Source organism: Streptomyces sp. NPDC052036, assembly GCF_040680495.1.
Classification (GTDB): Bacteria; Actinomycetota; Actinomycetes; order Streptomycetales; family Streptomycetaceae; genus Streptomyces.
This window is the reverse complement of record NZ_JBFAWW010000003.1, coordinates 163,358-188,750: the sequence shown is the minus strand read 5'-3', so window position 1 is coordinate 188,750 and position 25,393 is coordinate 163,358. Positions and strand designations below refer to the sequence as shown.

The following is a 25,393-nucleotide window of genomic DNA, read 5'->3' as shown; positions in this document are numbered from 1 at the left end:
TTGCTTACTGCTTACCGCACAGTGAGACGACCTTCTGCTCTTCCTCCGAGAGGCTGGGGCCGGGTGTGGGAGTGGGTGCGGTCGGTGACTTGGACGTCGGTGCGGAGGACGTCGGCGACGGTGTGGCCTTGGACGTCAGGGAGGTCCTTGTGGTTCCCGTGGCGCCGCTGCCGGGCTTCGTGCCGCTCTGGCTGCCGCTCGTCTGGCGCTCGTTCTCCTTGCGGCACGCGGACGCCTGCACGGACAGCTCGGAGATCTTCGACTGGGCCGCCGTGAGACCACTCTCGGCGATGGTCGCCCGGATCTGCTTCTGCTGGTACGGCGGCAGGTACTTGAGTTCGATCTCGGGGTGGTCCTTCTCCACCTTCGACAGCGACACCCAGGCGAGGTCCTGGCTGATACCGCGGTAGAGCGCCACATGCTCGTCGTTGGCGCCGACGTAGTACTGCGTCTGCGTCCACTGGTAGGCGCCGTAGCAGCCGCCGCCGATCATTCCGAGCACGAGGGCCGTGTAGAAGGATCTCTTCAGCCACCTGCGGCCCTTGCGCGGCTTGGTGAAGTCCTCGTCGGTGTAGTCACCGAAGCTGCCCGCCGGGGCGTAGCCGGCGGTGTCACCGCTGCCGGGCGGGCCGAACTCACCGCCGCCCTGCCCGGGCACCTGCCGGCCGAGACCGGCGGCGCGGCCCGCGGGCGTCTGCATGATGCCGTTGTCGTGCAGGTGGAGCTGGTTCTCGGCGACCGCGCCCACCACGACCGGGGTGTCGGACAGCTGCCCGGCCAGGGTGTCCCCGGTGTCCAGGTCCAGGACGTCGGCCACGATGACCGTGATGTTGTCGGGGCCGCCTCCGCGCAGCGCGAGCTGGATCAGCTCCTGCACGGTCTCCTGCGGGCCCTGGTAGCTGGCGAGGGTCTCCTCCATCGTCTGATGGGAGACCACCCCGGACAGCCCGTCGGAGCAGATCAGATACCGGTCGCCGGCCCGCACCTCACGGATCGACAGGTCGGGCTCGACATGGTCGCCGCTGCCCAGCGCCCGCATCAGCAGCGAGCGCTGCGGATGCGTCGTGGCCTCTTCCTCCGTGATGCGGCCCTCGTCGACGAGCCGCTGCACCCAGGTGTGGTCCTGGGTGATCTGCGTCAGGACGCCGTCCCGCAGCAGATACGCGCGCGAGTCGCCGACGTGCACGAGACCGAGCCGCTGACCGGTCCACAGCAGAGCGGTGAGCGTGGTCCCCATGCCCTCCAGCTGGGGATCCTCGTCCACCATCGCCCGCAGCTGGTCGTTGGCGCGCTGCACCGCCGTGCTGAGCGAGGTGAGGATGTCCGAGCCCGGGATGTCGTCGTCGAGCGCGACGATCGTGGAGATCACTTCGGAGGAGGCGACCTCGCCCGCGGCCTGGCCGCCCATCCCGTCGGCGATCGCGAGCAGCCGCGGACCGGCGTAACCGGAGTCCTCGTTGCCCTCGCGGATCATGCCTTTGTGCGATCCGGCGGCGAAGCGCAGTGACAGACTCATGCGCACCTCGCCTGTCGGCTCCGGGTACATCCGCACGGTGCCCACCCTCCGGTCGGGAGCGCGCCGGGGCCCATGGTGAGGACCGCCGCTGCGTGCTCGCTCCGCTCGCTCATTGTCGTACTACTTCCGCAGCTCGATGACGGTCTTGCCGATGCGGATCGGCGCACCCAGCGGGATCGGTGTGGGGGTCGTCAGCCGGGTCCGGTCGAGGTACGTGCCGTTGGTGGACCCGAGGTCCTCGACGATCCACTGGCCGTCCCGGTCGGGGTAGATCCGGGCGTGCCGGCTGGAGGCGTAGTCGTCGTCCAGCACGATGGTGCTGTCGTGGGCGCGGCCGAGCGTGATGGTCTGGCCCTGCAGCGCGACCGTCGTGCCGGTCAGGGACCCCTCGGACACGACCAGCTTGGTCGGGGCGCCACGGCGCTGGCGGCTGCCGCTCGGCTGCTGCCGCTGCGGCGGCGGCCCCGCCGGCCGGGCTGCCTGCTGCGGCCGTCCGGCGTCACGGCGCGAGCCGCGCTGTGTGACACGCGTACCGAACAGGTCGCTTCGGATGACCTGCACGGCCACGATCACGAACAGCCACAGTACGGCCAGGAAACCCAGCCGCATGACCGTGAGGGTCAGCTCTGACATTGCCCCCGCTTCACCCTTCGGCTTGCCGGTAAATGATGGTGGTGCTGCCCACGACGATCCGCGAGCCGTCGCGGAGCGTAGCGCGGGTGGTGTGCTGCCCGTCCACCACGATGCCGTTGGTGGACCCGAGATCCTGGATCGTCGAGGGCGTTCCGGTCCGGATCTCGCAGTGCCGGCGGGAGACGCCGGGGTCGTCGATCCGCACGTCCGCCTCGGTGCTGCGACCCAGCACCAGCGTGGGACGGGAGATCTGGTGGCGGGTGCCGTTGATCTCGATCCAGTAGCGGGTGCGCCCGCCGGATGCCGGTGCGGCACCGGGACGCTGCCCCGCGGGCTGCTGCGGGTACCCATAGCCGCCGGGGCGCCCGCCGGGCGGCGGCGCGGACGGCATGGGAGGCGCTCCCGCCGGCGCGGCGGACGGCGGATAGCCGTAGCCGCCCGGGGCCTGCCGCCCGGAGGGGGCGGCGGGGGCGGAAGCCTGCTGGTCGGTGGAGGAGGCCAGGGTGCGGCTGCGCACCCGGTACAGACCGGTGTCGAGGTCGTCGGCCTTCTCCAGATGGACCTTGATGGGGCCCATGAAGGTGTAGCGCTGCTGCTTGGCGTAGTCGCCGACCATGCCGGCCAGCTCGTCGCCGAGCTGGCCCGAGTACGGGCTCAGGCGCTCGAAGTCCGGCGTGCTGAGCTCCACGATGAAGTCGTTGGGGACCACGGTCCGGTCGCGGTTCCAGATCGTCGCGTTGTTGTCGCACTCGCGCTGCAGCGCGCCGGCGATCTCCACGGGCTGGACCTCGGACTTGAAGACCTTGGCGAAGGTGCCGTTGACCAGACCTTCGAGACGCTGCTCGAACTTCTTCAGGACTCCCATGGGGCACCTCCTCCGTCGTTGCCGTCCTGGGTACTGCTTACCTGGTACTGCTTACTGATCGTATCCACGCGCCGGAAAATCGGCTGGTTCCCCCTGTCGGCCCTGTCGACCGGTGTCGACGCCTGCGGAGTTCCCTCCGCGCGACCTCTTCGAACTCCTTCTGCTCGTACTGCGTGCCCGTACCGCGTGCGCGCACTCCTGTGCATGGATCGTAGAGGCGGCTGCAGACCAGTGTCCCGCACCTGACCGTGGACCCTGTCCTCTCCTGGAGAGATGGGCGGGACCGGTACGAGGTTGATACGTGAACCGATTCGGGTTGAGACGTTGGGCGGGGACGTCGGTGGGGTGCTGGGGGCCGGGGCGGGGCGAGGGTGTGGGCGCATGGGGTCGTCGGGTCGGCGCGGCTGAGGCGGTGGGGTGGGGTCGAGTGTCGGGGCTGGGGGTCGGCAGCAGGGTGCGAGGTGAGGCGTGAGGGCGGCCGTGGTTCGCAGGTGGGGGCGCTGATCGGGGGTGAGCGCCCCTCGTCGCTGGTCGGATGAGGGGCCGCGCGGGCGGCCCGGGCCCCTGGGGGAAAGGGATGTGAACCCACCCTCTCCACCGTGCTAATGTTCTGGATGTCGGAAGGGGCCAGCGCCGAAAGGGGCAGGAGCCGGAAGACACACCCAATGCGCGGGTGGCGGAATAGGCAGACGCGCTGGATTCAGGTTCCAGTGCCCGCAAGGGCGTGGGGGTTCAACTCCCCCCTCGCGCACCACTAGGTAGTTGACGTACGGGTCTCTGTCGGTGACGAAAGTCACCGCAGGGGCCCGTTTGTCGTTGTCACTTGTTGCCCGACAGTCGGGGGTGGATCCCGCGGTCCGGGTGGATGCCGGATTGTGGGATACCGGATGCCGAGTGACGGACGCCGAGATGCCGGGTGTGAGTCATCGCACGATCGCATCGGCCCGGGGGAAACAGGCAGGGCGGACCAGGCGCCCGCGTGAGGTATCTCACGTGTCCGGCTGTGGGACGCGTGCTTCCGGGAGCCGTTCGCTCAGGGGCGGTCGAGGCGCAGGCGTGCGGGCCGTGGCAGGCCCGCGACGACCAGGTCGTAGGAGTCCTCGACGAGTTCCCGGACCAGCCGGTCCGGCAGTTCGCCGTCCACCGTCACCGTGTTCCAGTGACGCTTGTTCATGTGCCATCCCGGGACGATCAGCGCCGGGTGCTCACCCCGCAGCCGCAGCGCGTCCTCCGGATCGCACTTCAGATTCACGGTGAGCGGGCGGGCGCCCAGGCTCGTCAGGGCGAAAGCCTTGCCCTCCACCTTGAAGACGGAGAGCTCCTGGGCGGAGGGGAAGGGGAATTCCTCCACAGCCGCATTGAAGGAAAGGCAGAAGGACCGCAACTGCTCGGGGGTCAATCCGGAGTCTCCTCGTCCTCGGCGGCGGGGCCTGCCGGCTCGGCCGGGACCGAGCGCGAGTGTGAACGCCTGGCGCGACGTCACTTGCTCATTGGAACACGACCGCCGGAAAGGGGCCCCGACGCTGTCGCGTTCGAGGCGGTGGACAACCAGGCACATGCGTCGGACGTCCCATGTGGCGTCGCCCAACTCGCCAGTTCCTCCTGGAGGTTCCGCAATGCGCACTCCCCTCGTCAGCCGCCGTGTGTCGGGTGCCGCATCGGTGCTGACGCTGGCCCTCGGCACCTGCCTCACGGCCTCGGTCGCCCTGGCCACCAAGGCAGGCGCCGCGACGACGTCGGCCACCGCCGCACTGGGCGCCAACGGCCGCCAGCTCTTCTACACGGCCGCCTCCGGCCAGACCAACAAGGTGACCGTCACCGAGTCCTCCACCCGCAACACCGCGAAGATCACCTATGTGATCGACGACATCGTCCCGATCAAGGCCGGGACCGGCTGCACCTACCCCGTCGGCACGGACCACACCAAGGTCTCCTGCATCGTGGCCACCGTGGACAGCCAGGACCCCTACGCCGCCCTCACGCTGAACGCCGGCGACGGCAACGACACCGTGACCGTCCACAACAACACCGGCCAGGCCTACTACCTCAACGAGATCTCCCTGGGCAGCGGCAACGACAGACTGACCGACACCGGCACGGTCGACGGCAGCTTCGTCTCCGGCGACGCGGGCAACGACACCATCACCGCGGGGGTGGCCTCCGTGGTCTTCGCCGGTGACGGCAACGACACGGTCCACTCGACGGGCGACATCGTCGACGCCGGCAAGGGCGACGACGTGATCCACGGCGGCGCAGGCGACCAGAACCTGTCCGGCGGCGACGGCAACGACACCCTCTACGGCGGAACCGGCAACGACCTGCTGTACGGGGGCAAGGGCAACGACGTCCTCTACGGCAACAGCGGCGTCGACCAGCTGTACGGCAACAGCGGCAACGACAGGCTGTACGGCGGCACCGGCAAGGACATCCTCTCCGGCGGCCCCGGCAGGAACGTCGTCCACCAGGACTGACCGCTCACCCTCCTGCCCGCCCCGGGACACCGCCCGACCGTCTGCCGCGGCGTCCCGGGGCACGCCGGCCGGCCGGTCGGCCGCGCCGCCCACACACCGGCTCTGACCAGGTTGTCCACAACCGCCGAGTTGTCCACAGGGTCTGACGCCCCCCGCCCACCGCCTGTACGGTCATCCGCAGTTGATGTTCGTACAGCCGCAAGAACAGCGGACAACGGGGGAGGCGGTCGATGTGACCGAGACCGGCACGGTGACCGGGGCGGCGCTGCCGCTGCAAACAAGCAGGATCGCCGCAGTGCGGGGCTTCGCACCATGGCCCGCACCGGAATCACCCAAGGACGAGGGCAAGGCGCTACGCGCACGGATACGGCGCCGGGCACACGCCGAACTCGTGGTGGACACCGACCGCCCAGACGCGGTCACCGCCGTCGAGGAGTCCAACCACGGCCGCCTCCCCGAACTCACCCCCATACGCGTCGGCAGAATGGCCGCCACGCCCTTCGCGTTCCTGCGCGGCTCCGCCGGCCTCATGGCCTACGACCTCGCCCGCACCCCGGCCACGGGCATCCGCGCCCAGATCTGCGGCGACGCCCACGCAGCCAACTTCGGCCTCTACGCAGATGCCCGCGGCGGCCTCGTCATCGACCTGAACGACTTCGACGAGACGGTCCACGGCCCCTGGGAATGGGATCTCAAGCGCCTCGCCGCCTCACTGGTCCTCGCCGGCCGCGAGGCCGGAGCCGACGAGGACACCTGCCGGGCGGCGGCCCAGGACGCCGTCGGCGCCTACCGCCGCACGATGCGCCTGCTGGCCAGACTCCCCGTCCTGGACGCGTGGAACGCGATCGCGGACGAGGAACTGGTCTCCCACACCGACGCCCACGACCTGCTCGGCACCCTGGAAAGGGTCTCCGAGAGGGCGCGGGCCAACACGAGCGGACGGTTCGCGGCGAAGTCGACCGAGCCGGTAGACGGTGGGGGCCGCCGCTTCGTGGACGCATCGCCGGTGCTGCGCCGCATACCGGACGCGGAGGCGGCGGCGGTGGCCGCCTCGCTGGAGCACTATCTGACGACCCTGTCCGAGGACCGCCTCCCCCTGCTCGGGCGGTACGCGGTGCACGACGTGGCGTTCCGCGTGGTCGGCACGGGCAGCGTCGGCACCCGCTCCTACGTGGTACTCCTCCTCGACCACCGCGGCGAACCGCTGGTCCTCCAGGTCAAGGAGGCCCGCCCGTCCGCCCTGCTCCCGCATCTGGCGACGGCCGGCCACCCGATACCGGAGACGGAACACGAAGGCCGCCGGGTCGTCCTCGGCCAGAAGCGGATGCAGGTCGTCAGTGACATCCTGCTGGGCTGGACATCGGTCGCCGGACTCCCGTACCAGGTACGGCAGTTCCGCAACCGCAAGGGCAGCGTCGACCCCGCGGCACTGGCCGCCGACCAGGTCGACGACTACGCCCGCATGACCGGAGCGCTGCTGGCCCGCGCCCACAGCCACAGCGCCGACCCGCGCCTGATCGCGGGCTACTGCGGCAAGAACGAGGAACTGGACGAGGCGATCGCCACGTTCGCCGTGGCCTACGCGGACCGCACGGAGGCGGACCACGCGGAGTTGGCGGCGGCCGTGCGGAGTGGGCGTTTGGCGGGGGAGATGGGGGTCTGAGGGTTTTGAGGGGGGTGGGGAGGGAGGGGGCGGGGGGAGGGGGAGCCCCCCGAACGGTGCGGTGATCTGCGCGAAGGCCCAGGACTCCCCACAGCCCCCCGCAGCCGCCCTCCCCGTGTCATACGCTGGTGCGGTGACGACGCCCGAAGCCGAGCAGAGCGAGTCTGTGTCCGCTGCCGAGGAGCCGCTCGCCGAGGGCGCCGGTTCCGGGTCAGCCCTGGGGACCGGGGCGGTGAGTGCCGCTTCCGGTGAACCCGCGGAGGTCGGCGAGGACCCCGTCGGCTCTGGTGAGGCCGCGGGGACCCACGAAGGCTTCATCGTCTCCGGTGAGGCCCCAGTGACCGGTGAAGGCTCCACCGCCTCCCCTGAGGCCGCGGAGACCGGCGAGGGCGGTAGCGGCGGGTCGTCCGGGCCGCGGCCCGAGGAGCGGCTGGAGCGGGCCGTGCGGGCTGCTGAGCAGGCGTTGATCGAGTACGAGATCGCCGTGGAGACCTTCCGCGTCGAGGTGGAGAACTTCTCCCGGCTGCACCACCAGAAGCTGGGCCCGATGTACGCGCGCCTCGACGAGCTGGAGGCCGAGATCGCCGAGGCGCGGGCCGCCCGGAGCGGGGATCCGGAGGACATTCGGCTCGCTCACGAGGCCCGGTCCCGGGTCATGCCGATGCCGGGTGTGGAGGAGCTGTTCCACGGCTGGATGAACTCCGAGGGGCTGTTCCCGGAGGCGCAGGCGATGCTCACGGACCAGCCCGTGCGGCCCCCGCAGCGTGTGCGCCCCAGTGAGGAGGCCCGCAGGCTGTATCGCGAGCTGGCCCGTAAGGCACACCCCGACCTGGCTCAGGACGAGGCCGAGCGCAAGCGGCGCGACGAGTTCATCTCCCGGGTCAACGTCGCGTACGCGCGCGGTGACGAAGCGCAGCTCCGGGAGCTCTCCGAGGAGTGGGCGGCCGGTCCCGTCCCCGAGGAGCGCAGGCCGAGCCCCAGCGAGGAGCTGTACGCCCGCCTGGAGTGGCTCGCCCAGCGCAAGGACCTGCTCACGCTGGTGGCCCAGGAACTGGAGGAGAGCGCGATCGGCTCGATGCTGCGGCTGGCCCCCGACGACCCCGACAGCCTTCTGAACGAGATCGCGGAGCAGCTGCTGGCCCAGGTCACGCAGAAGGAAGCCGAGCTGGCGGCGCTGCGCGGCTGAGCCGCCGGGTCCGGCCCGGTGGGGCGGGGCCGGGCAGGTCCGTGCTCCCGTCGGGTAGCGTCGGGGGTATGCATTTCGGAGCTGGTGTGCCCACGGTCGAGGTCGCGGACCTCAAGGACGGCGATTTTCTGCTGGACGTCCGTGAGGACGACGAGTGGCAGGCGGGTCACGCCGAGGGGGCGCTGCACATCCCCCTCAGCGAGTTCGTGGCTCGGTACGGTGAGTTCACGCAGGCGGCGCCGCAGGACGGGCGGGTCCATGTGATCTGCCGCTCCGGTGGGCGCTCGGCCCAGCTCACGATGTACCTGGCCCGGCAGGGTGTGGACGCGGTGAACGTTGACGGCGGTATGCAGGTCTGGGCCGCCGCGGGCCGTCCTGTCGTGGATGGCAAGGGCGAGCCGGGCTTCGTGCTGTAGCTCCGGGAGTCGGCTCTGCTGGATGCGGGGCGGGTTTTTGTGGCGGTCAGCCCAGGGGGTGTGCCGCCAGCAGGGCGCCGAGGGTTTCCTCGTGTGCCGCCGCGGGGCCCAGCGAGAGTTCCAGGTGCTTGGCCCAGGCGTGGTACCGGTGCAGGGCGTAGTCCGTGTCGGCGCCGAATCCTCCGTGAAGATGCTGCGCGGTCTGCACGACCCGTCGGATGCCTTCCGATGCCCAGATCTTCGCGGTCGCCACGTCGCCGGCGGCGGGCAGCGCGCCCGGTGCCCCGGAGCTGATCCGCCATGCCGCCTGCCACAGCGTGGCCTCCATGGCGCGCAGGTCGATGTACCGGTCGGCTGCCTGTACGGCGACTGCCTGGAAGGTGGCGATGGGGTGGCCGAACTGCTCTCGCCTGCCGGTGTAGCCGCTGGTCATCTCCAGTACTTTCTCGCCGAGGCCGAGGGCGAGTGCGCAGGTTCCGGTGGTGAGGAGGAGCCGGAGTTCCTCCCAGGCCCCCTCGGCGTCGAGCAGGTATCTGGCGGCGATGCGTACGGAGTCCAGGTGGAGTTCCGCGAGGCGTTCTCCGGCCGTGGAGAACTGGTCGGCGAGTACGACGCCTTCGTGTGCCCGCGGGACGAGCGCGAGGACGGTGCGGCCGGAGTCGTGGGTGTGTGCCGGTACGAGGACGAAGTCGGAGGTGTGGGCCCAGGGGACCGCTGTCTGGATTCCGTCCAGCACCCAGATGTTGTCTGCCTTCTGGCGTGCGACGACCGCGAGGTCGGCCGGGTCGTGGCCGGTGCGGCCGTGGGCGGCGACCGTCAGGGTCAGTTCTCCGCGGCCCGCGCGGGTGAGCAGGTCCTCCTTGGTTTCGGTGCTGCCGTGGGCCTGAACGGCGGTGGCCGCGGCCGTGTGCTCCAGCAGGGGGACCCGGGCCAGTGCCTTGGCGGACTCCCGGAGGACCAGGCAGAGCGCGATGGGGTCGAGGCCGGCGCCGCCGTATTCGCTGTCGAGGAGCAGGCTGAGCAGGTCCGCGTCCGCGAGCCGGGTCCACAGTGTGCGGTCGAAGTCGTCGGCGACGGCACCCGGGGTCAGTGCGGGGCTGGGTACTCCGTCCGGCGCGACTCCGGCGAACTGGGCCTTCGCTGCTTCGAGTGCCGCCTGCTGCTCCTCGCTGAAGGTGAAGTCCACGGCCTGTCCTCCCGGCGGCTCCGCTGATCTGACGGAGCGTCAAGATAGAACAGGTTCTACGAGAAGGGAACGGTGCGGGGACGTGGAGCGGCATGGGTTCCGGCGGCGCGCCGGTGCCGCTCACCGGTCGAAGTCCAGCTCCACCTTCTCCGTGACCGGGTGCGACTGGCACGCCAGCACATATCCCGCGCCCGTCTCCTCCGGTTCCAGCGCGAAGTTGCGGTCCATGCGTACCTCGCCCGAGACCAGGAAGGCCCGGCAGGTTCCGCACACTCCGCCCTTGCAGGCGTACGGGGCGTCGGGCCGGTTGCGCAGAACCGTCTCCAGCAGCGATTCGCCGTCGCGGACCGGCCAGGTGCCGCCGCGCCCGTCGAGCCGTGCTGTCACCGTGCTGTGGGCGGGGGCCGGTGCGGACGAGGTGGCCGCGGCGCCCGCGTCCACGTGGAAGATCTCCTCGTGGATCCGTGTCCGCGGCACCCGGAGCCCGCGCAGTGCCCGCTCCGCCGACTGCACCAGTCCGAACGGTCCGCACAGGAACCAGCCCGCGACCTCGTCCACGGGGAGCAGCGCCGGCAGCAGCCCGGTCAGCCGGTCCTCGTCGAGCCGGCCTGTCGGCAGTCCCGCCTGCTGTTCCTCCCGGGAGAGCACCGTGACCAGCTGGAAGCGCTGGGGGAAGCGGTCCTTGAGGTCGGCGACCTCCTCCAGGAACATCGTGGAGGCGGACGTCCGGTCGCTGCGTATGAGGCAGAACCGGGCGCGGGGCTCCCGTGCCAGCAGGGTCGCGACGATGGACAGCAGGGGGGTGATTCCACTGCCGCCGACGATCGCCGCGTACAGCCCGGGCGCGGGTTCCAGCGTGAACCGGCCTGCCGGGGTCATCACCTCCAGCTCGTCGCCGACGGCGATCTCCTTGAGCGCGTAGGTCGAGAAGGCGCCTCCGTCGACCAGCCGGACCCCGACTCGCAGGGTGCGCGGACCTTCGTCGTCCGGGGCCGGTGCGGGGGAGCAGATCGAGTACGTACGCCGGACCTCCGTGCCGTCGGTGGTGCGGCGCAGGGCGAGGTGCTGGCCGGGTGCGTGCCGGTACTCCTCGCGCAGTGCGGGCGGCACCGTGAAGGTCAGGGCCACGGAGTCGTCGGTGAGCCGGTCGACGGCGGCCACGGGGAGCGGGTGGAACCGGGCCATCACAGCTCCTTGAAGTGGTCGAAGGGCTCACGGCAGGCGAGGCAGCGGCGCAGCGCCTTGCACGCGGTGGACGAGAAGCGGCTGAGCAGTTCGGTCTCGTCGGATCCGCAGAACGGGCAGTACACGGGCTCCTCGGGTCCGGGGGCGTTCGCGGCCGTGGGTGCGGAGCCGGCTTCGCGGGAGCCCGCGGCCGTGCGGGTGGGGCCGAGTTCCAGGGGCACGGGCCCGGACGTCGGCAGGGCGCGGGGTGGCGCTATCCCGAACGCGAGCAGTTTGCGGCGGCCTTCGTCGGTGATGTCGTCCGTCGACCAGGCCGGGGCGAGCACCGTGCGCACCACGACGTGGGGTACGCCGTGTTCCTGGAGTATGCGCTCGATGTCCAGGGCCATCGCCTCGATCGCGGGGCATCCCGTGTAGGTGGGGGTGAGTTCGACCTCCACCGCGTCGGGGCCGTGTACATGGACGGCTCGCAGGACGCCCAGTTCTTCCAGGGTGAGGACGGGCAGCTCGGGGTCGGGGACCGAGCCGGCGAGCCGGCGCAGTTCCTCTTCGAGGGCGGTGGCCGTCACCATGACGCCCCCGGGTGGCTGCGGTGCAGGTGCTGCATCTCGGCGAGCATCCGTCCGAAGGGTTCCGTGTGCAGTCCCTGCCGGCCGGCGCCCGCGGTCCATGCCCCGGACTGGGGGCCTTCCGGCATGTCCAGGGTGGCGCGGCGCAGAACGTCACCGATCGAGTCCAGCCAGGCGGTTTTCATCCCTGGCCAGTCGATGTCCAGGCCTTCGACGGGCTGGAACATCTCTCCTGTGAACCGCCACAGGGCCTGGCACGCGTGCTGCATCCGCTCGTGGCTGATGTCCGTGCCGTCGCCGAGCCGCAGGGTCCACTGTTCGGCGTGGTCCTGGTGGTAGGCGACCTCCTTGACCGCCTTGGCGGCGAGGCCGGTGAACTCGCTCTCCGTGGCGGCCAGCCGGGTGTACAGCAGCCGCTGGTAGGTGGAGAAGTAGAGCTGGCGGGCGATGGTGTGCGCGAAGTCGCCGTTGGGCTGTTCCACCAGTTGGAGGTTGCGGAAGGCGCGCTCCTCGCGGAGGTAGGCGAGTTGGTCCTCGTCACCGGCCATGGACAGCAGCACCCGGGCCTGGCCCAGCAGGTCCAGGGCGATGTTGGCGAGCGCGACCTCCTCTTCGAGCACGGGCGCGTGGCCCGCCCACTCCCCCAGGCGGTGCGAGAGCACCAGGGCGTCGTCGCCGAGGGCCAGGGCGGCCGTGGTGTGCCGGGTGACGGTCACAGGTGCTTCACCCCTTCCGGGATCTCGTAGAACGTGGGGTGCCGGTAGGGCTTGTCGGCGGAGGGCTCGAAGAAGGGGTCCTTCTCGTCCGGTGAGGAGGCGGTGATCGCGGCGGACGGCACGACCCAGATGGAGACGCCCTCGCCGCGCCGGGTGTACAGGTCGCGTGCGTTGCGCAGGGCCAGCTCGGCGTCCGGGGCGTGCAGGCTGCCGGCGTGGGTGTGCGAGAGCCCTCGTCGGGAGCGCACGAACACCTCCCACAGCGGCCACTCTTCGGTCGTCATGGTCACGCCTTTCCGTTCTCGTCGGCCCTGGTCGCCGATCCCGCGCCCGCTGTGCGCGCGTGCTCGCCGGTTGTGCTCGTCCCGTTGTGCTTCGCCGCGTACGCCGCGGCCGCTTCCCGTACCCAGGCGCCCTCGTCGTGCGCCCGCCTGCGCTGGGTCAGTCGCTGTTCGTTGCACGGGCCGTTGCCCTTGATGACGTCCCAGAACTCGGTCCAGTCGATGGGTCCGAAGTCGTGGTGTCCGCGTTCCTCGTTCCATACGAGGTCCGGGTCGGGGAGGGTGAGGCCCAGCGACTCGGCCTGGGGGACGCAGATGTCCACGAAACGCTGGCGCAGTTCGTCGTTCGAGTGCCGCTTGATCTTCCAGGCCGTCGACTGGGCGGAGTGCGCCGACTCGTCGTCGGGCGGCCCGAACATCATCAGGGAGGGCCACCACCAGCGGTTCACCGCGTCCTGGGCCATCGCGTGCTGCTCCGGTGTGCCGTGGCTGAGGGCCATCAGCAGCTCGTATCCCTGGCGCTGGTGGAAGGACTCCTCCTTGCAGATACGGACCATCGCGCGGGCATAGGGGCCGTAGGAGCAGCGGCACAGCGGGACCTGGTTGGTGATGGCGGCGCCGTCCACCAGCCAGCCGATGGCGCCGACGTCGGCCCAGGTCAGCGTGGGGTAGTTGAAGATCGAGGAGTACTTCTGGCGGCCTGAGTGGAGCTTGTCGAGCAGCTCGTCGCGGCTGGTGCCGAGCGTTTCCGCGGCGCTGTACAGATACAGGCCGTGGCCTGCCTCGTCCTGGACCTTGGCCATCAGGATCGCCTTGCGGCGCAGGGAAGGCGCGCGGGTGATCCAGTTGGCTTCCGGCTGCATGCCGATGATCTCGGAGTGCGCGTGCTGGGCGATCTGCCGGACCAGGGTGGCGCGGTAGGCGTCGGGCATCCAGTCGCGCGGCTCGATGCGCTCGTCGGCGGCGACGGCGGCGTCGAACCCGGCCTCGTAGGCCGCTGTGTCCGCCTGTGCCGTGCCGTCCGCGCGGGCCGTCCGGTGCGCTGCTGCTGTCGCCATGCGATCCCCCTCGACCACTCTCTCCCGACCGATCGTTCGGTCGTGACGGTTCAATGGTGGAACGCGGCGCCGTAGGGTGTCAACCGCTGTGGACAATCTCCGGGCGGCCGTCCGCCGCTGTGACCGATGCGCTGTGCGGGGCGGGCGGGTCTGAGTACCGTTCCCGTGCGCACACCGTGGGGTGCTGCGAACGGGTGACACGGCCGGCCCGGCCCGGTCGGAGACGGTCGCCGGACAGCGCCTGCGGCACAGGACGGCACCGAGGGCACGGAAGCTCGGGAGACGGGGCGGGATGGACGCGTACGACGAGGAGCCGGTCGCCCGGCGGGAACAGCCGGGCGACCCGGGCGACCCGGTGTCCCCCCTGCCCGTCGGCGCCGCCCGCGACGTACCTCACGACCCGCGCCCCGAGGAGGCCACGGGCGGGTGGGACAGGGAGGGGCCCGCCGCGCCGGACCCGGCAGCCCCGCGCACCGGCGTCGCCGCCCTCTCCCTGCGCTACCAGATAGCCGCCGCGCTGGCGCTCGCCGTCGTCGCCGTCGCTGCCTGTGTGCACCTGGGCATGGTGTTCCTGCACGTCGCGCCCGCGAACGTCGTCAGCAAGGAGCACAGCAAGGCGGTCAGCGACTGGATCTACCCCGAGTTCGAGCAGAACTGGAAACTGTTCGCGCCCGACCCGCTCCAGCAGAACATCGACGTCCAGGCACGGGTCGAACTGCGCACGGGAGACGGCGACCGGCGGACGACGGGCTGGTACGACCTGTCCGCGCTCGACGGTGCCGCCATCGACGGCAACCTGCTGCCGAGCCACACCCAGCAGAACGAACTGCGCCGGGCCTGGGACTTCTACGTCACCTCGCACGACGGCCAGAACCGTCCCGTGGGCCTGCGCGGCGCCTTGGCCGAGGACTATCTCCGCCGGGTCGTCGCGCTGCGTCTCGGCCGTGAGCACGCGGCCCGCGACGGCGAGAGCGTCGAAAGCGTCCAGGTCCGTTCCCGCACCACCGAGGTGCCGCCCCCGAAGTGGAGCGGTGAGAAAGTCAGCACGGCGCCTGTGTACCGCCGGCTGCCCTGGTGGCTGCTGCCGGACGGCGAGCGGGCGGAGGCGAGTGCCCGATGAACCGGTTCGCCGTGTGTGTCTCGCGCGGTATCGCCCGCGTCACCGACGCCGCCCTCGGCCCGTACCAGACCGCGATCGTCCGCATCGGGTTCGCCACCACCTGGCTGCTGTTCCTGCTGCGCGAGCTGCCGCACCGCCAGGAGCTGTACGGGCCGGACGGCCCCTGGAGCTGGGACCTGGCCCGGCAACTGACCGCGAACAACCACGCCTTCACGGTCCTGATGTGGTCCGACGGGCAGGTGTGGTTCGAGACCGTGTACGCCCTGGCCGTGCTGTCGAGCGTCCTGCTGCTGGCCGGTTGGCGGACCCGCACCATGTCGCTGCTCTTCATGGTGGGGGTGCTGTCGCTGCAGAACCGCAGCGTCTTCATGGGCGACGGCGGTGACAACGTCATCCATCTGATGGCGATCTACCTGGTGTTCACCCGCTGCGGGCAGGTGTGGTCGTTGGACGCGCGGCGCGCCCGGCGGGCCGCTGCGGCGCGCGCGCGTGGTGACGAGCCGCGGCCCGACCGGGCGGGCCCCGTCCTGTGGGTCGTGCTCGGTCTCGTACTGGCCGTGCCGTCGGTCGCGGACTGGATCAGCGAGGCCTGGCTCGTCGTGTTCTGGGGGCTGTGGGCCGTGCAGGGCCTGTGGTGGTACGTCGGCCGGCGCGCCCCTCATGGGGAACCGCGCATCCTGCTGGACGTCGTCGCCAACCTGGTCCACAACGCCGCCCTGCTCGTGATCATGGCGGAGGCGTGTCTGATCTACTCGACCGCCGGCTGGTACAAGATCCAGGGGTCGCGCTGGCAGGACGGCACCGCGGTCTACTACCCGCTCCACATCGACTACTTCTCGCCTTGGCCCGCCCTGTCCGACCTGTTGTCCGCGCATGGTCTGACCGTGCTGCTGATGACGTACGGCACGGTCGCCGCGCAGGTCGCGTTTCCGTTCACGCTGTTCAACCGACGGGTGAAGAACGTGCTGCTGGCGGTCATGATGACCGAGCACGCGGTGATCGCCGTGGTGCTCGGGCTGCCCTTCTTCTCGCTCGCGATGATCGCCGCCGACGCCGTGTTCCTGCCGACGTCTTTCCTGCGGCGGCTGGGGGGCTGGGCGGCACGCGCGCGTGGACGGCTCGCGAGGCCCGCCGCCCGGCTCCCGCTGCCCCGCCCGCGCGGGCCTCGGCCGCCCACCGAGGAGCCGGCCGATCAGTCACAGGCGAGCCCTGCTACATGAGCCCGCCGGCGGCCCGGCCCGGCGGCCCGGCCCGGGGGTGCGTCGTACGAGCCGTGCCGAGACGCCATGGCCCGGCCGCCCGGAAGCCCGGCGGCCTGCCGCGCACGTAGGCTGCACGGCATGACGGACCCGTATCGCAGCACCGCCGATCCGCTGGGCACCTGGCACCGGCTCGCCGACGACCTGGTCCTGCTCGACGGCTTCCACGCACTCAAGCACGCGGTCCGCTTCCACGCGCGTGTTCCGGTCGCCGTCACCACCGACCGGCGGGCGGCGCTCGCGCTGGCCGACGAGCTGGCGCCCGATGTGCTCGGCGTGCTGGAGGCCCTGCTGACGGAGGTGCCCGAGGACACCTACCGGGCCCTCGTGCCGCGCCCGCATCCCACCGCGGTCGCCGCCCTCGCCGAGCGGCCCTCGCACGAGGCCCGTCTCGAAGCGCTGCGGCGCATGCCCCGGACCGCCCCCGTGATCGTCCTCGACAACCCGCGGAACCTGGGCAACGCGGGAGCGGTGATCCGGCTCGCGGCCGGGTTCGGCGCGACGGGTGTGGTGACCACCGGCACGCTCGACCCGTGGCATCCCACGGTGGTGCGAGGCGGGGCAGGGCTGCACTTCGCGACCGCCGTGGAGCGGCTGTCCGTGGCCGAGCTGCCGCCGGGCCCGGTGTTCGCCCTGGACCCGGAGGGCGACGACATCCGTGCCCTGAAGCTGCCGGACGACGCCGTGCTCGCCTTCGGCTCCGAGCGCACCGGTCTGTCGGCCGACCTCCGCGCCCGCGCCGACCACCTGGTGTCCCTGCCGATGCGCCCCCAGGTCTCCAGCTACAACCTCGCCACCAGTGTGGCCATGACGCTGTACCACTGGAGTGCCACCGGGGGCGCACCCGCCTGAGCCGCCGCTACGCCTCCCGGCGCACCTCCACCGTCCGGAAGCGGTTCGCCACGAACGCTCCGTCGCACAGGGCCGCGTTGGCCGCCGGGTTGCCACCCGAGCCGTGGAAGTCGGAGAAGGCGGCCGTCTGGTTGACGTACACCCCGCCGGTCAGGTTGAGCGAGAGCTGCGCGGGCTCCTCCAGGCAGGCCTCCTCGACGGCCTGCTCGACCTCCTCGGAGGTGGTGTAGGCGCCGACGGTCATCGCGCCCTTCTCCCGGACGGTGCGGCGCAGCAGCTCCACCGCCTCCGTCGCCGAGTCGACCGCGACGGCGAAGGAGACCGGGCCGAAGCACTCGCTCATGTAGGCGGCCTCGGAGTCCGGCTTGGCGCCGTCGAGCTTCACGATCACCGGGGTGCGCACGATCGCCTGCGGGAACTCCGGGTTGGCGATCTCGCGGGAGGCCAGGGCGACCTCGCCGAGTCCGGCCGCCGCCTCCAGACGGGCCTTGACGTCGGGGTTCACGATCGCCCCGAGCAGTGCGTTGGCCCGCGCGTCGTCGCCGAGGAGGCCGTCGACCGAGCGCGCGAGATCCGCGACCACCTCGTCGTACGACTTCGGGCCCTCGTCGGTGGTGATGCCGTCCCGGGGGATCAGCAGGTTCTGCGGGGTGGTGCACATCTGTCCGCTGTACAGCGACAGGGAGAACGCCAGGTTGGACAGCATCCCCTTGTAGTCGCCGGTGGACTCCACGATCACCGTGTTGACGCCGGCCTTCTCCGTGTAGACCTGTGCCTGGCGGGCGTTGGTCTCCAGCCAGTCGCCGAACGCCGTGGAACCCGTGTAGTCGATGATGCGGATCTCGGGGCGCACCGCGAGCGTCTTGGCGATGCCCTCGCCCGGGCGCTCGGCGGCCAGCGCCACCAGGTTCGGGTCGAAGCCCGCCTCGGCGAGCACCTCGCGGGCGATCCGCACGGTGAGCGCGAGCGGCAGCACCGCGCGCGGGTGCGGCTTGACGAGGACCGCGTTGCCGGTGGCCAGGGAGGCGAACAGGCCCGGGTAGCCGTTCCACGTCGGGAAGGTGTTGCAGCCGATGACCAAGGCGATGCCCCGTGGGACGGGCCGGAACGCCTTGGTGAGGACCAGCGGGTCGCGCTTGCCCTGGGGCTTGGTCCACTCCGCGGTCCCGGGCGTGCGGACCTGCTCCGCGTACGCGTACGCCACCGCCTCCAGGCCGCGGTCCTGGGCGTGCGGGCCGCCCGCCTGGAACGCCATCATGAACGCCTGGCCGCTGGTGTGCATGACCGCGTGCGCGAACTCGTGCGTCCGGTCGCTGATGCGCTTGAGGATCTCCAGGCACACGACCGCGCGCGTCTCGGGGCCCGCGTCCCGCCAGGCCCGCTGGCCGGCGCGCATGGCGGGCAGCAGGACGTCGATGTCCGCGTGGGGATAGGTGATGCCCAGCTCGATCCCGTACGGCGAGACCTCGCCGCCCGTCCAGTCGTCCGTGCCCGGCTGGCCGAAGTCCAGACGGGTGCCGAGGAGGGCGTCGAAGGCGGCCTTGCCCGCTGCGGCGTCCAGGCTGCCGTGCTCCCCGTAGGCCTTGGGGTGCTCGGGGTGCGGGGACCAGTACGCGCGTGTGCGGATGGCTTCCAGCGCCTGGTCGAGAGTGGGCCGGTGCTGGGCGATCAGTTGCTGCGCGGTGAGTTCGGCGGCCATGCGGGACCAACTCCTCGTCTCAAGAACTCTTCGTCGAGCTCATGACCTGGGCAGGAACAGGCGGACAGGGTTAGAGTAACCGAACGATCGGTCGGGACAAGGGGGCCTGCCGTATCTGTGGAAAACGGCGTGCGGGAGGATCGCGCACATGACAGCACTCGACCTCAGCAGCCCTGTGGCCGTCGTGGGCACCGGCACCATGGGCCAGGGCATCGCCCAGGTCGCGCTGGTCGCAGGGCATCCTGTGCGGCTGTACGACGTCGCTCCGGGCCGCGCCCGCGAGGCCGCCGCCGCGATCGGTGCCCGTCTCGACCGGCTGGTGGCGAAGGACCGGCTCACCCCGGCCGAGCGGGACGCGGCCCGCGCCCGCCTGCTGGCCGTCGAGAACCTGGCCGAGCTGGCGGACTGCTCGCTCGTCGTGGAGGCGGTCCTGGAGCGTCTCGACGCCAAGCAGCAGCTGTTCCGGGAGCTGGAGGACGTCGTCGGCGAGGACTGCCTGTTCGCCACCAACACCTCGTCCCTGTCCGTGACCGCCGTCGGCGGCGCCCTGCGCAGCCCGGGCCGCTTCGTCGGCCTGCACTTCTTCAACCCCGCGCCGCTGATGCCACTGGTGGAGGTCGTCTCCGGGTTCGCCACCGACGTCACGTCCGCCACGCGCGCGTACGAGACGGCCCGCGCCTGGGGCAAGACACCGGTCGCCTGCGCGGACACCCCCGGCTTCATCGTCAACCGCATCGCCCGGCCCTACTACGCCGAGGCGTTCGCGGTGTACGAGGCGCAGGCCGCCGACCCCGCCACCATCGACGCTGTCCTGCGCGAGTCGGGCGGCTTCCGGATGGGCGCGTTCGAGCTGACCGACCTCATCGGGCAGGACGTCAACGAGTCCGTCACCCGCTCGGTGTGGGAGTCCTTCTTCCAGGACGTGCGCTTCACGCCCTCCCTCGCCCAGCGTCGGCTGGTGGAGTCCGGCCGGCTCGGCCGCAAGACCGGACAGGGCTGGTACGGCTACGGGGACGACGCCGAGCGGCCCGAGCCGCACACCGCGGAGCCGGCGCAGGCACCCGCCTACGTCGTCGTCGAGGGCGATCTGGGTCCCGCCTCGGAACTGCTCGCGCTGATCCGTGAGGCGGGCATCGGCATCCGTGAGGACGACGAGGACCACGGCACCCGTCTGGTGCTGCCCGGCGGCGGGCAGCTGGCTCTCGCGGACGGACAGACCTCCGTCGAGTTCCGGGACGTCGTCTACTTCGACCTGGCGCTCGACTACCGCAGGGCGACCCGGATCGCCCTGTCCGCCTCCCAGGACACCTCGCAGAGGACCCTCTCCGAGGCCGTCGGGCTCTTCCAGGCGCTCGGCAAGGACGTCAGCGTCCTCGGGGACGTGCCCGGCATGATCGTCGCCCGGACGGTGGCCCGGATCGTCGACCTGGCGCACGACGCCGTCGCCAAGGGCGTGGCCACCGAGGAGGACATCGACACCGCGATGCGGCTCGGCGTCAACTACCCGCTCGGTCCCTTCGAGTGGAGCCGCCGACTCGGCCGCGGCTGGGCCTACGACCTCCTGGACGACCTGCACATGCGTGACCCCTCCGGACGGTACGCCCCGTCCCTCGCGCTCTACCGCCACGCGTACGCCTCCGAGAAGCGGGAGGGCACCTCATGACCACGGCCAGGCGCGACACGTACACCCCGGAGAGCCTGCTCTCCGTCGCCGTGCAGGTGTTCAACGAACGCGGCTACGACGGCACCTCCATGGAGCACCTCTCCAAGGCCGCCGGCATCTCCAAGTCGTCGATCTACCACCATGTCTCGGGCAAGGAGGAGCTGCTGCGCCGGGCCGTCAGCCGGGCGCTGGACGGCCTCTTCGGGATCCTCGACGAGGACCACGCGCGCGGGGGCCGTGCCGTGGAGCGGCTCGAGTACGTCGTGCGGCGCATGGTCGAGGTGCTCATCACCGAGCTGCCCTATGTGACGCTGCTGCTGCGGGTGCGCGGCAACACGGGCACCGAGCGGTGGGCGCTGGAGCGGCGCCGCGAGTTCGACCATCAGGTCGCCGAGCTGCTCAAGGCCGCCGCCGCCGACGGGGAGGTACGCGGCGACGTGGAGGTGCGGCTCGCGACCCGGCTCGTCTTCGGGATGATCAACTCGATCGTGGAGTGGTACCGGCCCGAGGGGCGGGGCATGGGCGAGCGCGAAGTGGTCGACGCGGTCGTGCAGTTGGTCTTCTCGGGGCTGCGCACCGAGCACTGAGGGGGTCGGCCCGGACCGGGGCCCGCCTGTTCGGCTGCCGGCCTGCCTGGTCTGACCAGTCAGTTGTCCGGTTCCAGATCCTCTTCCTCGAACACCAGCAGCGTGCGCGTGCTGAGTACTTCGGGGATCGCCTGGAGCCGGGTGAGGACCAGTTCGCGCAGCGCCTTGTTGTCGGGCGTGTGGACCAGGAGCAGGACGTCGAAGTCGCCGCCCACCAGGGCGATGTGGGAGGCGCCGGGCAGCAGGCGCAACCGCTCGCGGACCGTGCGCCAGGAGTTCTGGACGATTTTCAGGGTGATGTACGCCGAGGTGCCCTGACCGGCGCGTTCATGGTTCACCCGGGCGCCGAAGCCGCGGATCACGCCGTCCTCGATGAGCCGGTTGATCCGTGCGTAGGCGTTGGCGCGGGAGACGTGCACATGTTCGGCGACCGACCGTATCGAGGCGCGGCCGTCCGATTGGAGTATCTGCAGGATGTCCCGGTCGATGGCGTCCAGGGGGCGTGGGGGTGGCAGGGCCGGGCCGTGCTCCGGCGGCTCGGCCATTTGTTCAGGTGCCATGCGCCCCCGCCTCTCTACCATGGACGTACTGCGTCCATCTCAGGTTGTGGAGAACCGTTTGTCCACAGCCTTGAGGTGCCTGTAGCCAAAATGTGCCGACGACCGAACAATCGGTAGGTGAGGCGCATCACTCCCGTGGCGCGTCCGAAGCCGCTCCCACGAGGAGGTGCCGTCATGACGGTCATGGAGCAGCGGGATGCCTACCGGCCGACCCCGCCGCCCGCCTGGCAGCCCCGTACCGATCCCGCTCCGCTGCTGCCCGATCCCCTGCCGTACCGCGTCCTCGGCACCGAGGCGGCCGCCAAGGCCGACCCGGAGCTGCTGAGCCGGCTGTACACCCAGCTGGTGCGCGGCCGCCGGTACAACGCGCAGGCGACGGCGCTCACCAAGCAGGGCCGCCTGGCCGTCTACCCCTCCAGCACCGGGCAGGAGGCCTGCCAGGTCGCCGCGGCGCTCGTCCTGGAGGAGCGCGACTGGCTCTTCCCCAGCTACCGCGACACCCTCGCGGCCGTCGCCCGCGGCGTCGACCCCGTCGAGGCCCTGACCCTGCTGCGCGGCGACTGGCACACCGGCTACGACCCGTACGAGCACCGGGTGGCGCCCCTGTCCACCCCGCTCGCCACCCAGTTGCCGCACGCCGTGGGACTCGCCCACGCCGCCCGCCTGAAGGGCGACGACGTGGTCGCGCTCGCTCTGGTGGGCGACGGCGGCACCAGCGAGGGCGACTTCCACGAGGCGATGAACTTCGCCGCGGTGTGGCAGGCGCCGGTCGTCTTCCTGGTCCAGAACAACGGCTTCGCGATCTCCGTCCCGCTCGCCAAGCAGACCGCGGCGCCCTCCCTGGCGCACAAGGCGGTCGGCTACGGCATGCCGGGCCGGCTGGTCGACGGGAACGACGCGGCCGCTGTGCACGAGGTCCTCGGCGAGGCCGTACGGCACGCGCGCGCGGGTGGCGGCCCCACCCTCGTCGAGGCGGTGACGTACCGCATCGACGCCCATACGAACGCCGACGACGCGACCCGCTACCGCGGCGACGCCGAGGTCGAGGCCTGGCAGGCCCACGACCCGGTCGTGCTGCTGGAGCGTGAACTGACGCAGCGCGGCCTTCTCGACGAGGGCGGGATACGGGCCGCGCGCGAGGACGCCGAGGCGCTGGCGGCCGACCTGCGGGCGCGTATGAACCAGGACCCGGAGCTCGACCCCATGGATCTCTTCGCCCATGTGTATGCCCGGCCCACCACCCAACTCATCGAACAGCAGGCGCAGTTGCGGGCGGAGCTGGACGCCGAGGCGGCCGGACCGGAAGGAGCCGGGCGATGACGACCGTTGCCCTCAAGCCGGCCACCATGGCGCAGGCGCTCACGCGCGCGATGCGCGACGCCATGGCGGCCGACCCGTCCGTGCACGTCATGGGCGAGGACGTCGGCACGCTCGGCGGTGTCTTCCGGGTCACGGACGGGCTCGCCAAGGAATTCGGTGACGATCGCTGCACGGACACACCGCTCGCCGAGGCGGGCATCCTCGGCACGGCCGTCGGCATGGCGATGTACGGCCTCAGGCCGGTCGTGGAGATGCAGTTCGACGCCTTCGCCTACCCCGCCTTCGAGCAGCTGGTCAGCCATGTCTCGCGGATGCGCAACCGCACCCGCGGCGCGATGCCGCTGCCCCTGACGATCCGGGTCCCCTACGGGGGAGGCATCGGCGGCGTCGAGCACCACAGCGACTCCTCCGAGGCCTACTACATGGCGACCCCGGGCCTGCATGTCGTCACGCCCGCGACGGTCGCCGACGCCTATGGACTGCTGCGCGCCGCCATCGCCTCCGACGACCCCGTCGTCTTCCTCGAACCCAAGCGGCTGTACTGGTCGAAGGCCGCCTGGAACCCCGACGAGCCCGACACCGTGGAACCGATAGGCCGTGCGGTGGTACGGCGTTCGGGCCGCAGCGCGACGCTCATCACCTACGGGCCGTCGGTCTCCGTCTGTCTGGAGGCGGCGGAGGCGGCTCGCGCCGAGGGCTGGGACCTGGAAGTCGTCGATCTGCGCTCCCTGGTGCCGTTCGACGACGAGACGGTGACCGCGTCCGTGCGCCGCACGGGCCGGGCCGTGGTGGTGCACGAGTCGACCGGCTTCGGCGGGCCGGGCGGGGAGATCGCCGCGCGGGTGACCGAGCGCTGCTTCCACTATCTGGAGGCGCCGGTGCTGCGGGTGGCCGGATTCGACATCCCCTACCCGCCGCCGATGCTGGAGCGGCACCATCTGCCAGGTGTGGACCGGATCCTGGACGCCGTGGGGCGCCTGCAGTGGGAGGCGGGGAGCTGATGGCCCAGGTGCTCGAGTTCAGGCTGCCGGACCTCGGGGAGGGGCTGACCGAGGCGGAGATCGTCCGCTGGCTGGTGAAGGTCGGGGACGTCGTCGCGGTCGACCAGCCGGTCGTCGAGGTCGAGACGGCCAAGGCGATGGTCGAGGTGCCCTGCCCCTACCAGGGTGTGGTCACGGCCCGCTTCGGCGAGGAGGGCGCGGAACTTCCGGTCGGCGCACCGCTGTTGACGGTCGCCGTGGGTGCCCCCGTGGACGGCGGGGGCGAGGAATCGTCCGGGAACGTGCTGGTCGGGTACGGCACATCGGCGGCTCCCGCCCGGCGCCGTCGGGTCCGGCCGCCCCAGCCCGGCGCCCGCCCCACGGACGGAGCCTCGCGGGCGGTCGATTCCGTGGCCGCGGCGGCTCCGCTCCCGGCTGCCGCCGGACCTGAGTCCGCCACCCGGGCAGCGGGGCTTCCCGCAGGCGTCCCGGCCTCCGCTGCTCCGATCCCGGCGGCTGCGGCCCCGGCGGCTGCGGCCCCCGGCCACCGCGCGGACGGCCACCGGCATCTCGACGGCCCCGTTCCGGTGATCTCCCCGCTCGTCCGCAGGCTCGCCCGCGACAACGGGCTCGATCTGCGGAAGTTGACGGGTTCCGGGCCCGACGGGCTGATTCTGCGGGCGGACGTGGAGGACGCACTGAGGACCGCCGCGGCTCGCGGCGGTGCGACGAGGACCACGGCGGTCGCGGCCGCATCCGCGGTTCCCACCGGATCCGCTTCCGAAGCGCCCGCACCCGCTACGGCAGCCGCGGCGACCACCTCCGGCACCCGGATCCCCCTCAAGGGCGTCCGCGGGGCCGTCGCCGACAAGCTCTCCCGGAGCCGGCGTGAGATCCCCGACGCGACCTGCTGGGTGGACGCCGACGCCACGGACCTGATGCGCGCGCGGACGGCCATGAACGCGGCGGGAGGCCCCAAGATCGCCTTGCTCGCCCTGCTGGCCCGCATCTGCACCGCCGCGCTCGCCCGGTTCCCCGAGCTGAACTCCACCGTGGACCTGGAGGCCCGGGAGATCGTCCGGCTCGATCAGGTGCACCTCGGGTTCGCCGCCCAGACCGAACGGGGACTCGTCGTCCCCGTGGTGCGGGACGCGCACGCACGGGACGCCGAGTCGCTCACCGCGGAGTTCGCCCGCCTGACCGAGGCGGCTCGGGCCGGCACGCTCACACCCGGGGAACTCACCGGCGGGACCTTCACGCTGAACAACTACGGAGTGTTCGGCGTCGACGGCTCGACACCGATCATCAACCACCCGGAGGCGGCCATGCTCGGCGTCGGCCGGATCGTCCCCAAGCCATGGGTGCACGAGGGGGAGCTGGCGGTGCGGCAGGTCGTGCAGCTCTCGCTCACCTTCGACCACCGGGTGTGCGACGGCGGTACGGCGGGCGGATTCCTGCGGTACGTGGCGGACTGCGTGGAACAGCCGGCGGTGCTGCTGCGCACCCTCTGAGCCGGGTCCGCGGCCGGCCGGCCGCGAAACTGTGAGCAAGTTCCCGCACCCGGCCGAGGTGCGGGGGTGTCACTGATCGACGCGGCGCCCATACTCG

The 25,393-nt window shown here is 71.5% G+C and carries 24 protein-coding genes and 1 tRNA gene; 13 read left to right on the top strand and 12 right to left on the bottom strand.

Annotation, left to right across the window (positions count from 1 at the left end; translation table 11 throughout):
• Nucleotides 1-4 precede the first annotated feature (4 nt).
• The 3 genes from AB0L95_RS07170 to AB0L95_RS07160 form a co-directional block, all read right to left on the bottom strand.
• On the bottom strand, nucleotides 5-1,546 hold the full coding sequence (locus AB0L95_RS07170; RefSeq protein WP_365158748.1) for a Stp1/IreP family PP2C-type Ser/Thr phosphatase: 1,542 nt from the start codon (nucleotides 1,544-1,546) through the stop codon (nucleotides 5-7).
• Nucleotides 1,547-1,636: 90 nt separating this feature from the next.
• On the bottom strand, nucleotides 1,637-2,149 hold the full coding sequence (locus tag AB0L95_RS07165; protein WP_365158216.1) for an FHA domain-containing protein: 513 nt from the start codon (nucleotides 2,147-2,149) through the stop codon (nucleotides 1,637-1,639).
• A gap of 10 nt (nucleotides 2,150-2,159) precedes the next feature.
• Entirely contained in the window at nucleotides 2,160-3,014 is an 855-nt protein-coding gene (locus AB0L95_RS07160; RefSeq protein WP_365158213.1) for a DUF3662 and FHA domain-containing protein, read from the bottom strand.
• Nucleotides 3,015-3,681: 667 nt separating this feature from the next.
• Here AB0L95_RS07160 and AB0L95_RS07155 point away from each other — a divergent pair.
• Nucleotides 3,682-3,768 (top strand) — tRNA-Leu (locus tag AB0L95_RS07155).
• 279 nt (nucleotides 3,769-4,047) lie between these two features.
• Here the strand turns inward: AB0L95_RS07155 and AB0L95_RS07150 are convergent.
• A complete protein-coding gene (locus AB0L95_RS07150) occupies nucleotides 4,048-4,413 on the bottom strand; it encodes an MmcQ/YjbR family DNA-binding protein (RefSeq protein WP_365158210.1) in 366 nt (121 codons plus the stop codon).
• Nucleotides 4,414-4,630: 217 nt separating this feature from the next.
• Here AB0L95_RS07150 and AB0L95_RS07145 point away from each other — a divergent pair, with 217 nt between their 5' ends.
• The 4 genes from AB0L95_RS07145 (at nucleotide 4,631) to AB0L95_RS07130 (ending at nucleotide 8,750) form a co-directional block, all read left to right on the top strand.
• The gene (locus AB0L95_RS07145; protein ID WP_365158207.1) at nucleotides 4,631-5,485 is read left to right on the top strand and encodes a calcium-binding protein; all 855 of its coding nucleotides are present in this window, start codon (nucleotides 4,631-4,633) and stop codon (nucleotides 5,483-5,485) included.
• 184 nt (nucleotides 5,486-5,669) lie between these two features.
• On the top strand, nucleotides 5,670-7,148 hold the full coding sequence (locus AB0L95_RS07140) for a DUF2252 domain-containing protein (protein ID WP_365158205.1): 1,479 nt from the start codon (nucleotides 5,670-5,672) through the stop codon (nucleotides 7,146-7,148).
• 337 nt (nucleotides 7,149-7,485) lie between these two features.
• Complete coding sequence (locus AB0L95_RS07135; RefSeq protein WP_365158746.1) at nucleotides 7,486-8,334, top strand: hypothetical protein; 849 nt, start codon at nucleotides 7,486-7,488, stop codon at nucleotides 8,332-8,334.
• A gap of 86 nt (nucleotides 8,335-8,420) precedes the next feature.
• Nucleotides 8,421-8,750: a rhodanese-like domain-containing protein gene (locus tag AB0L95_RS07130; protein WP_365158743.1), complete on the top strand. Its 330-nt coding sequence runs from the start codon at nucleotides 8,421-8,423 to the stop codon at nucleotides 8,748-8,750.
• A gap of 46 nt (nucleotides 8,751-8,796) precedes the next feature.
• Here AB0L95_RS07130 and AB0L95_RS07125 read toward each other — a convergent pair whose 3' ends face one another.
• The 6 genes from AB0L95_RS07125 to paaA all read right to left on the bottom strand — a co-directional run bounded on the left by AB0L95_RS07125 (nucleotide 8,797) and on the right by paaA (nucleotide 13,745).
• Nucleotides 8,797-9,936, bottom strand: a complete 1,140-nt coding sequence (locus AB0L95_RS07125; RefSeq protein WP_365158202.1) for an acyl-CoA dehydrogenase family protein — start codon at nucleotides 9,934-9,936, stop codon at nucleotides 8,797-8,799.
• A gap of 120 nt (nucleotides 9,937-10,056) precedes the next feature.
• Entirely contained in the window at nucleotides 10,057-11,121 is a 1,065-nt protein-coding gene (locus AB0L95_RS07120; RefSeq protein ID WP_365158200.1) for a 2Fe-2S iron-sulfur cluster-binding protein, read from the bottom strand.
• Complete coding sequence (gene paaD, locus AB0L95_RS07115) at nucleotides 11,121-11,693, bottom strand: 1,2-phenylacetyl-CoA epoxidase subunit PaaD (RefSeq protein ID WP_365158197.1); 573 nt, start codon at nucleotides 11,691-11,693, stop codon at nucleotides 11,121-11,123. The genes AB0L95_RS07120 and paaD overlap by 1 nt, the downstream gene beginning before the upstream one ends.
• Nucleotides 11,687-12,406, bottom strand: a complete 720-nt coding sequence (gene paaC / locus AB0L95_RS07110; protein WP_365158194.1) for a 1,2-phenylacetyl-CoA epoxidase subunit PaaC — start codon at nucleotides 12,404-12,406, stop codon at nucleotides 11,687-11,689. The genes paaD and paaC overlap by 7 nt, the downstream gene beginning before the upstream one ends.
• On the bottom strand, nucleotides 12,403-12,690 hold the full coding sequence (paaB, locus tag AB0L95_RS07105) for a 1,2-phenylacetyl-CoA epoxidase subunit PaaB (RefSeq protein WP_365158191.1): 288 nt from the start codon (nucleotides 12,688-12,690) through the stop codon (nucleotides 12,403-12,405). Before paaB ends, paaC begins: the two co-directional genes overlap by 4 nt.
• 2 nt (nucleotides 12,691-12,692) lie before the next feature.
• Nucleotides 12,693-13,745, bottom strand: a complete 1,053-nt coding sequence (paaA, locus tag AB0L95_RS07100) for a 1,2-phenylacetyl-CoA epoxidase subunit PaaA (RefSeq protein WP_365158188.1) — start codon at nucleotides 13,743-13,745, stop codon at nucleotides 12,693-12,695.
• Nucleotides 13,746-14,037: 292 nt separating this feature from the next.
• Here paaA and AB0L95_RS07095 point away from each other — a divergent pair, with 292 nt between their 5' ends.
• From AB0L95_RS07095 to AB0L95_RS07085, 3 genes are all read left to right on the top strand, one after another.
• Entirely contained in the window at nucleotides 14,038-14,865 is an 828-nt protein-coding gene (locus AB0L95_RS07095) for a DUF5819 family protein (RefSeq protein ID WP_365158185.1), read from the top strand.
• Nucleotides 14,862-16,085: an HTTM domain-containing protein gene (locus AB0L95_RS07090; RefSeq protein WP_365158182.1), complete on the top strand. Its 1,224-nt coding sequence runs from the start codon at nucleotides 14,862-14,864 to the stop codon at nucleotides 16,083-16,085. Before AB0L95_RS07095 ends, AB0L95_RS07090 begins: the two co-directional genes overlap by 4 nt.
• A gap of 120 nt (nucleotides 16,086-16,205) precedes the next feature.
• Nucleotides 16,206-16,976, top strand: a complete 771-nt coding sequence (locus AB0L95_RS07085; protein WP_365158179.1) for a TrmH family RNA methyltransferase — start codon at nucleotides 16,206-16,208, stop codon at nucleotides 16,974-16,976.
• A 7-nt stretch (nucleotides 16,977-16,983) separates the two neighbouring features.
• Here AB0L95_RS07085 and paaN read toward each other — a convergent pair whose 3' ends face one another.
• Nucleotides 16,984-18,675, bottom strand: coding sequence for a phenylacetic acid degradation protein PaaN (gene paaN, locus AB0L95_RS07080; protein WP_365158176.1), 1,692 nt, complete (start codon nucleotides 18,673-18,675; stop codon nucleotides 16,984-16,986).
• 148 nt (nucleotides 18,676-18,823) lie between these two features.
• Between paaN and AB0L95_RS07075 the strand changes: the two genes are divergently transcribed.
• The gene (locus tag AB0L95_RS07075) at nucleotides 18,824-20,338 is read left to right on the top strand and encodes a 3-hydroxyacyl-CoA dehydrogenase (protein WP_365158173.1); all 1,515 of its coding nucleotides are present in this window, start codon (nucleotides 18,824-18,826) and stop codon (nucleotides 20,336-20,338) included.
• Complete coding sequence (locus tag AB0L95_RS07070; protein ID WP_365158170.1) at nucleotides 20,335-20,925, top strand: TetR/AcrR family transcriptional regulator; 591 nt, start codon at nucleotides 20,335-20,337, stop codon at nucleotides 20,923-20,925. The genes AB0L95_RS07075 and AB0L95_RS07070 overlap by 4 nt, the downstream gene beginning before the upstream one ends.
• Nucleotides 20,926-20,984: 59 nt before the next feature.
• On the opposite strand, the gene AB0L95_RS07065 is transcribed toward AB0L95_RS07070, so the two are convergent.
• Nucleotides 20,985-21,470 carry an Lrp/AsnC family transcriptional regulator gene (locus AB0L95_RS07065; protein WP_365158740.1) on the bottom strand — a complete coding sequence of 162 codons (486 nt, stop codon included), beginning with the start codon at nucleotides 21,468-21,470 and terminating at the stop codon, nucleotides 20,985-20,987.
• A gap of 189 nt (nucleotides 21,471-21,659) precedes the next feature.
• Between AB0L95_RS07065 and pdhA the strand changes: the two genes are divergently transcribed.
• Genes pdhA through AB0L95_RS07050 form a run of 3 tightly spaced genes read left to right on the top strand, consistent with a single transcriptional unit; the run spans nucleotide 21,660 to nucleotide 25,296 of the window.
• Complete coding sequence (gene pdhA, locus AB0L95_RS07060) at nucleotides 21,660-22,805, top strand: pyruvate dehydrogenase (acetyl-transferring) E1 component subunit alpha (RefSeq protein WP_365158167.1); 1,146 nt, start codon at nucleotides 21,660-21,662, stop codon at nucleotides 22,803-22,805.
• Nucleotides 22,802-23,806, top strand: coding sequence for an alpha-ketoacid dehydrogenase subunit beta (locus AB0L95_RS07055; RefSeq protein ID WP_365158165.1), 1,005 nt, complete (start codon nucleotides 22,802-22,804; stop codon nucleotides 23,804-23,806). Before pdhA ends, AB0L95_RS07055 begins: the two co-directional genes overlap by 4 nt.
• Nucleotides 23,806-25,296, top strand: coding sequence for a dihydrolipoamide acetyltransferase family protein (locus AB0L95_RS07050; protein ID WP_365158162.1), 1,491 nt, complete (start codon nucleotides 23,806-23,808; stop codon nucleotides 25,294-25,296). Before AB0L95_RS07055 ends, AB0L95_RS07050 begins: the two co-directional genes overlap by 1 nt.
• Nucleotides 25,297-25,393 lie beyond the last annotated feature (97 nt).

What these genes read in the sequence shown, in the direction of transcription:
- AB0L95_RS07170 (WP_365158748.1), bottom strand. Translation starts at nt 1,546, where the DNA reads ATGTACCCGGAGCCGACAGGCGAGGTGCGCATGAGTCTGTCACTGCGC.
- AB0L95_RS07165 (WP_365158216.1), bottom strand. Translation starts at nt 2,149, where the DNA reads ATGTCAGAGCTGACCCTCACGGTCATGCGGCTGGGTTTCCTGGCCGTA.
- AB0L95_RS07160 (WP_365158213.1), bottom strand. Translation starts at nt 3,014, where the DNA reads ATGGGAGTCCTGAAGAAGTTCGAGCAGCGTCTCGAAGGTCTGGTCAAC.
- AB0L95_RS07145 (WP_365158207.1), top strand. Translation starts at nt 4,631, where the DNA reads ATGCGCACTCCCCTCGTCAGCCGCCGTGTGTCGGGTGCCGCATCGGTG.
- AB0L95_RS07140 (WP_365158205.1), top strand. Translation starts at nt 5,670, where the DNA reads ATGTTCGTACAGCCGCAAGAACAGCGGACAACGGGGGAGGCGGTCGAT.
- AB0L95_RS07120 (WP_365158200.1), bottom strand. Translation starts at nt 11,121, where the DNA reads ATGGCCCGGTTCCACCCGCTCCCCGTGGCCGCCGTCGACCGGCTCACC.
- paaD (WP_365158197.1), bottom strand. Translation starts at nt 11,693, where the DNA reads ATGGTGACGGCCACCGCCCTCGAAGAGGAACTGCGCCGGCTCGCCGGC.
- paaB (WP_365158191.1), bottom strand. Translation starts at nt 12,690, where the DNA reads ATGACGACCGAAGAGTGGCCGCTGTGGGAGGTGTTCGTGCGCTCCCGA.
- paaA (WP_365158188.1), bottom strand. Translation starts at nt 13,745, where the DNA reads ATGGCGACAGCAGCAGCGCACCGGACGGCCCGCGCGGACGGCACGGCA.
- AB0L95_RS07095 (WP_365158185.1), top strand. Translation starts at nt 14,038, where the DNA reads ATGGACGCGTACGACGAGGAGCCGGTCGCCCGGCGGGAACAGCCGGGC.
- AB0L95_RS07090 (WP_365158182.1), top strand. Translation starts at nt 14,862, where the DNA reads ATGAACCGGTTCGCCGTGTGTGTCTCGCGCGGTATCGCCCGCGTCACC.
- AB0L95_RS07085 (WP_365158179.1), top strand. Translation starts at nt 16,206, where the DNA reads ATGACGGACCCGTATCGCAGCACCGCCGATCCGCTGGGCACCTGGCAC.
- paaN (WP_365158176.1), bottom strand. Translation starts at nt 18,675, where the DNA reads ATGGCCGCCGAACTCACCGCGCAGCAACTGATCGCCCAGCACCGGCCC.
- AB0L95_RS07075 (WP_365158173.1), top strand. Translation starts at nt 18,824, where the DNA reads ATGACAGCACTCGACCTCAGCAGCCCTGTGGCCGTCGTGGGCACCGGC.
- AB0L95_RS07070 (WP_365158170.1), top strand. Translation starts at nt 20,335, where the DNA reads ATGACCACGGCCAGGCGCGACACGTACACCCCGGAGAGCCTGCTCTCC.
- AB0L95_RS07065 (WP_365158740.1), bottom strand. Translation starts at nt 21,470, where the DNA reads ATGGCCGAGCCGCCGGAGCACGGCCCGGCCCTGCCACCCCCACGCCCC.
- pdhA (WP_365158167.1), top strand. Translation starts at nt 21,660, where the DNA reads ATGACGGTCATGGAGCAGCGGGATGCCTACCGGCCGACCCCGCCGCCC.
- AB0L95_RS07055 (WP_365158165.1), top strand. Translation starts at nt 22,802, where the DNA reads ATGACGACCGTTGCCCTCAAGCCGGCCACCATGGCGCAGGCGCTCACG.
- AB0L95_RS07050 (WP_365158162.1), top strand. Translation starts at nt 23,806, where the DNA reads ATGGCCCAGGTGCTCGAGTTCAGGCTGCCGGACCTCGGGGAGGGGCTG.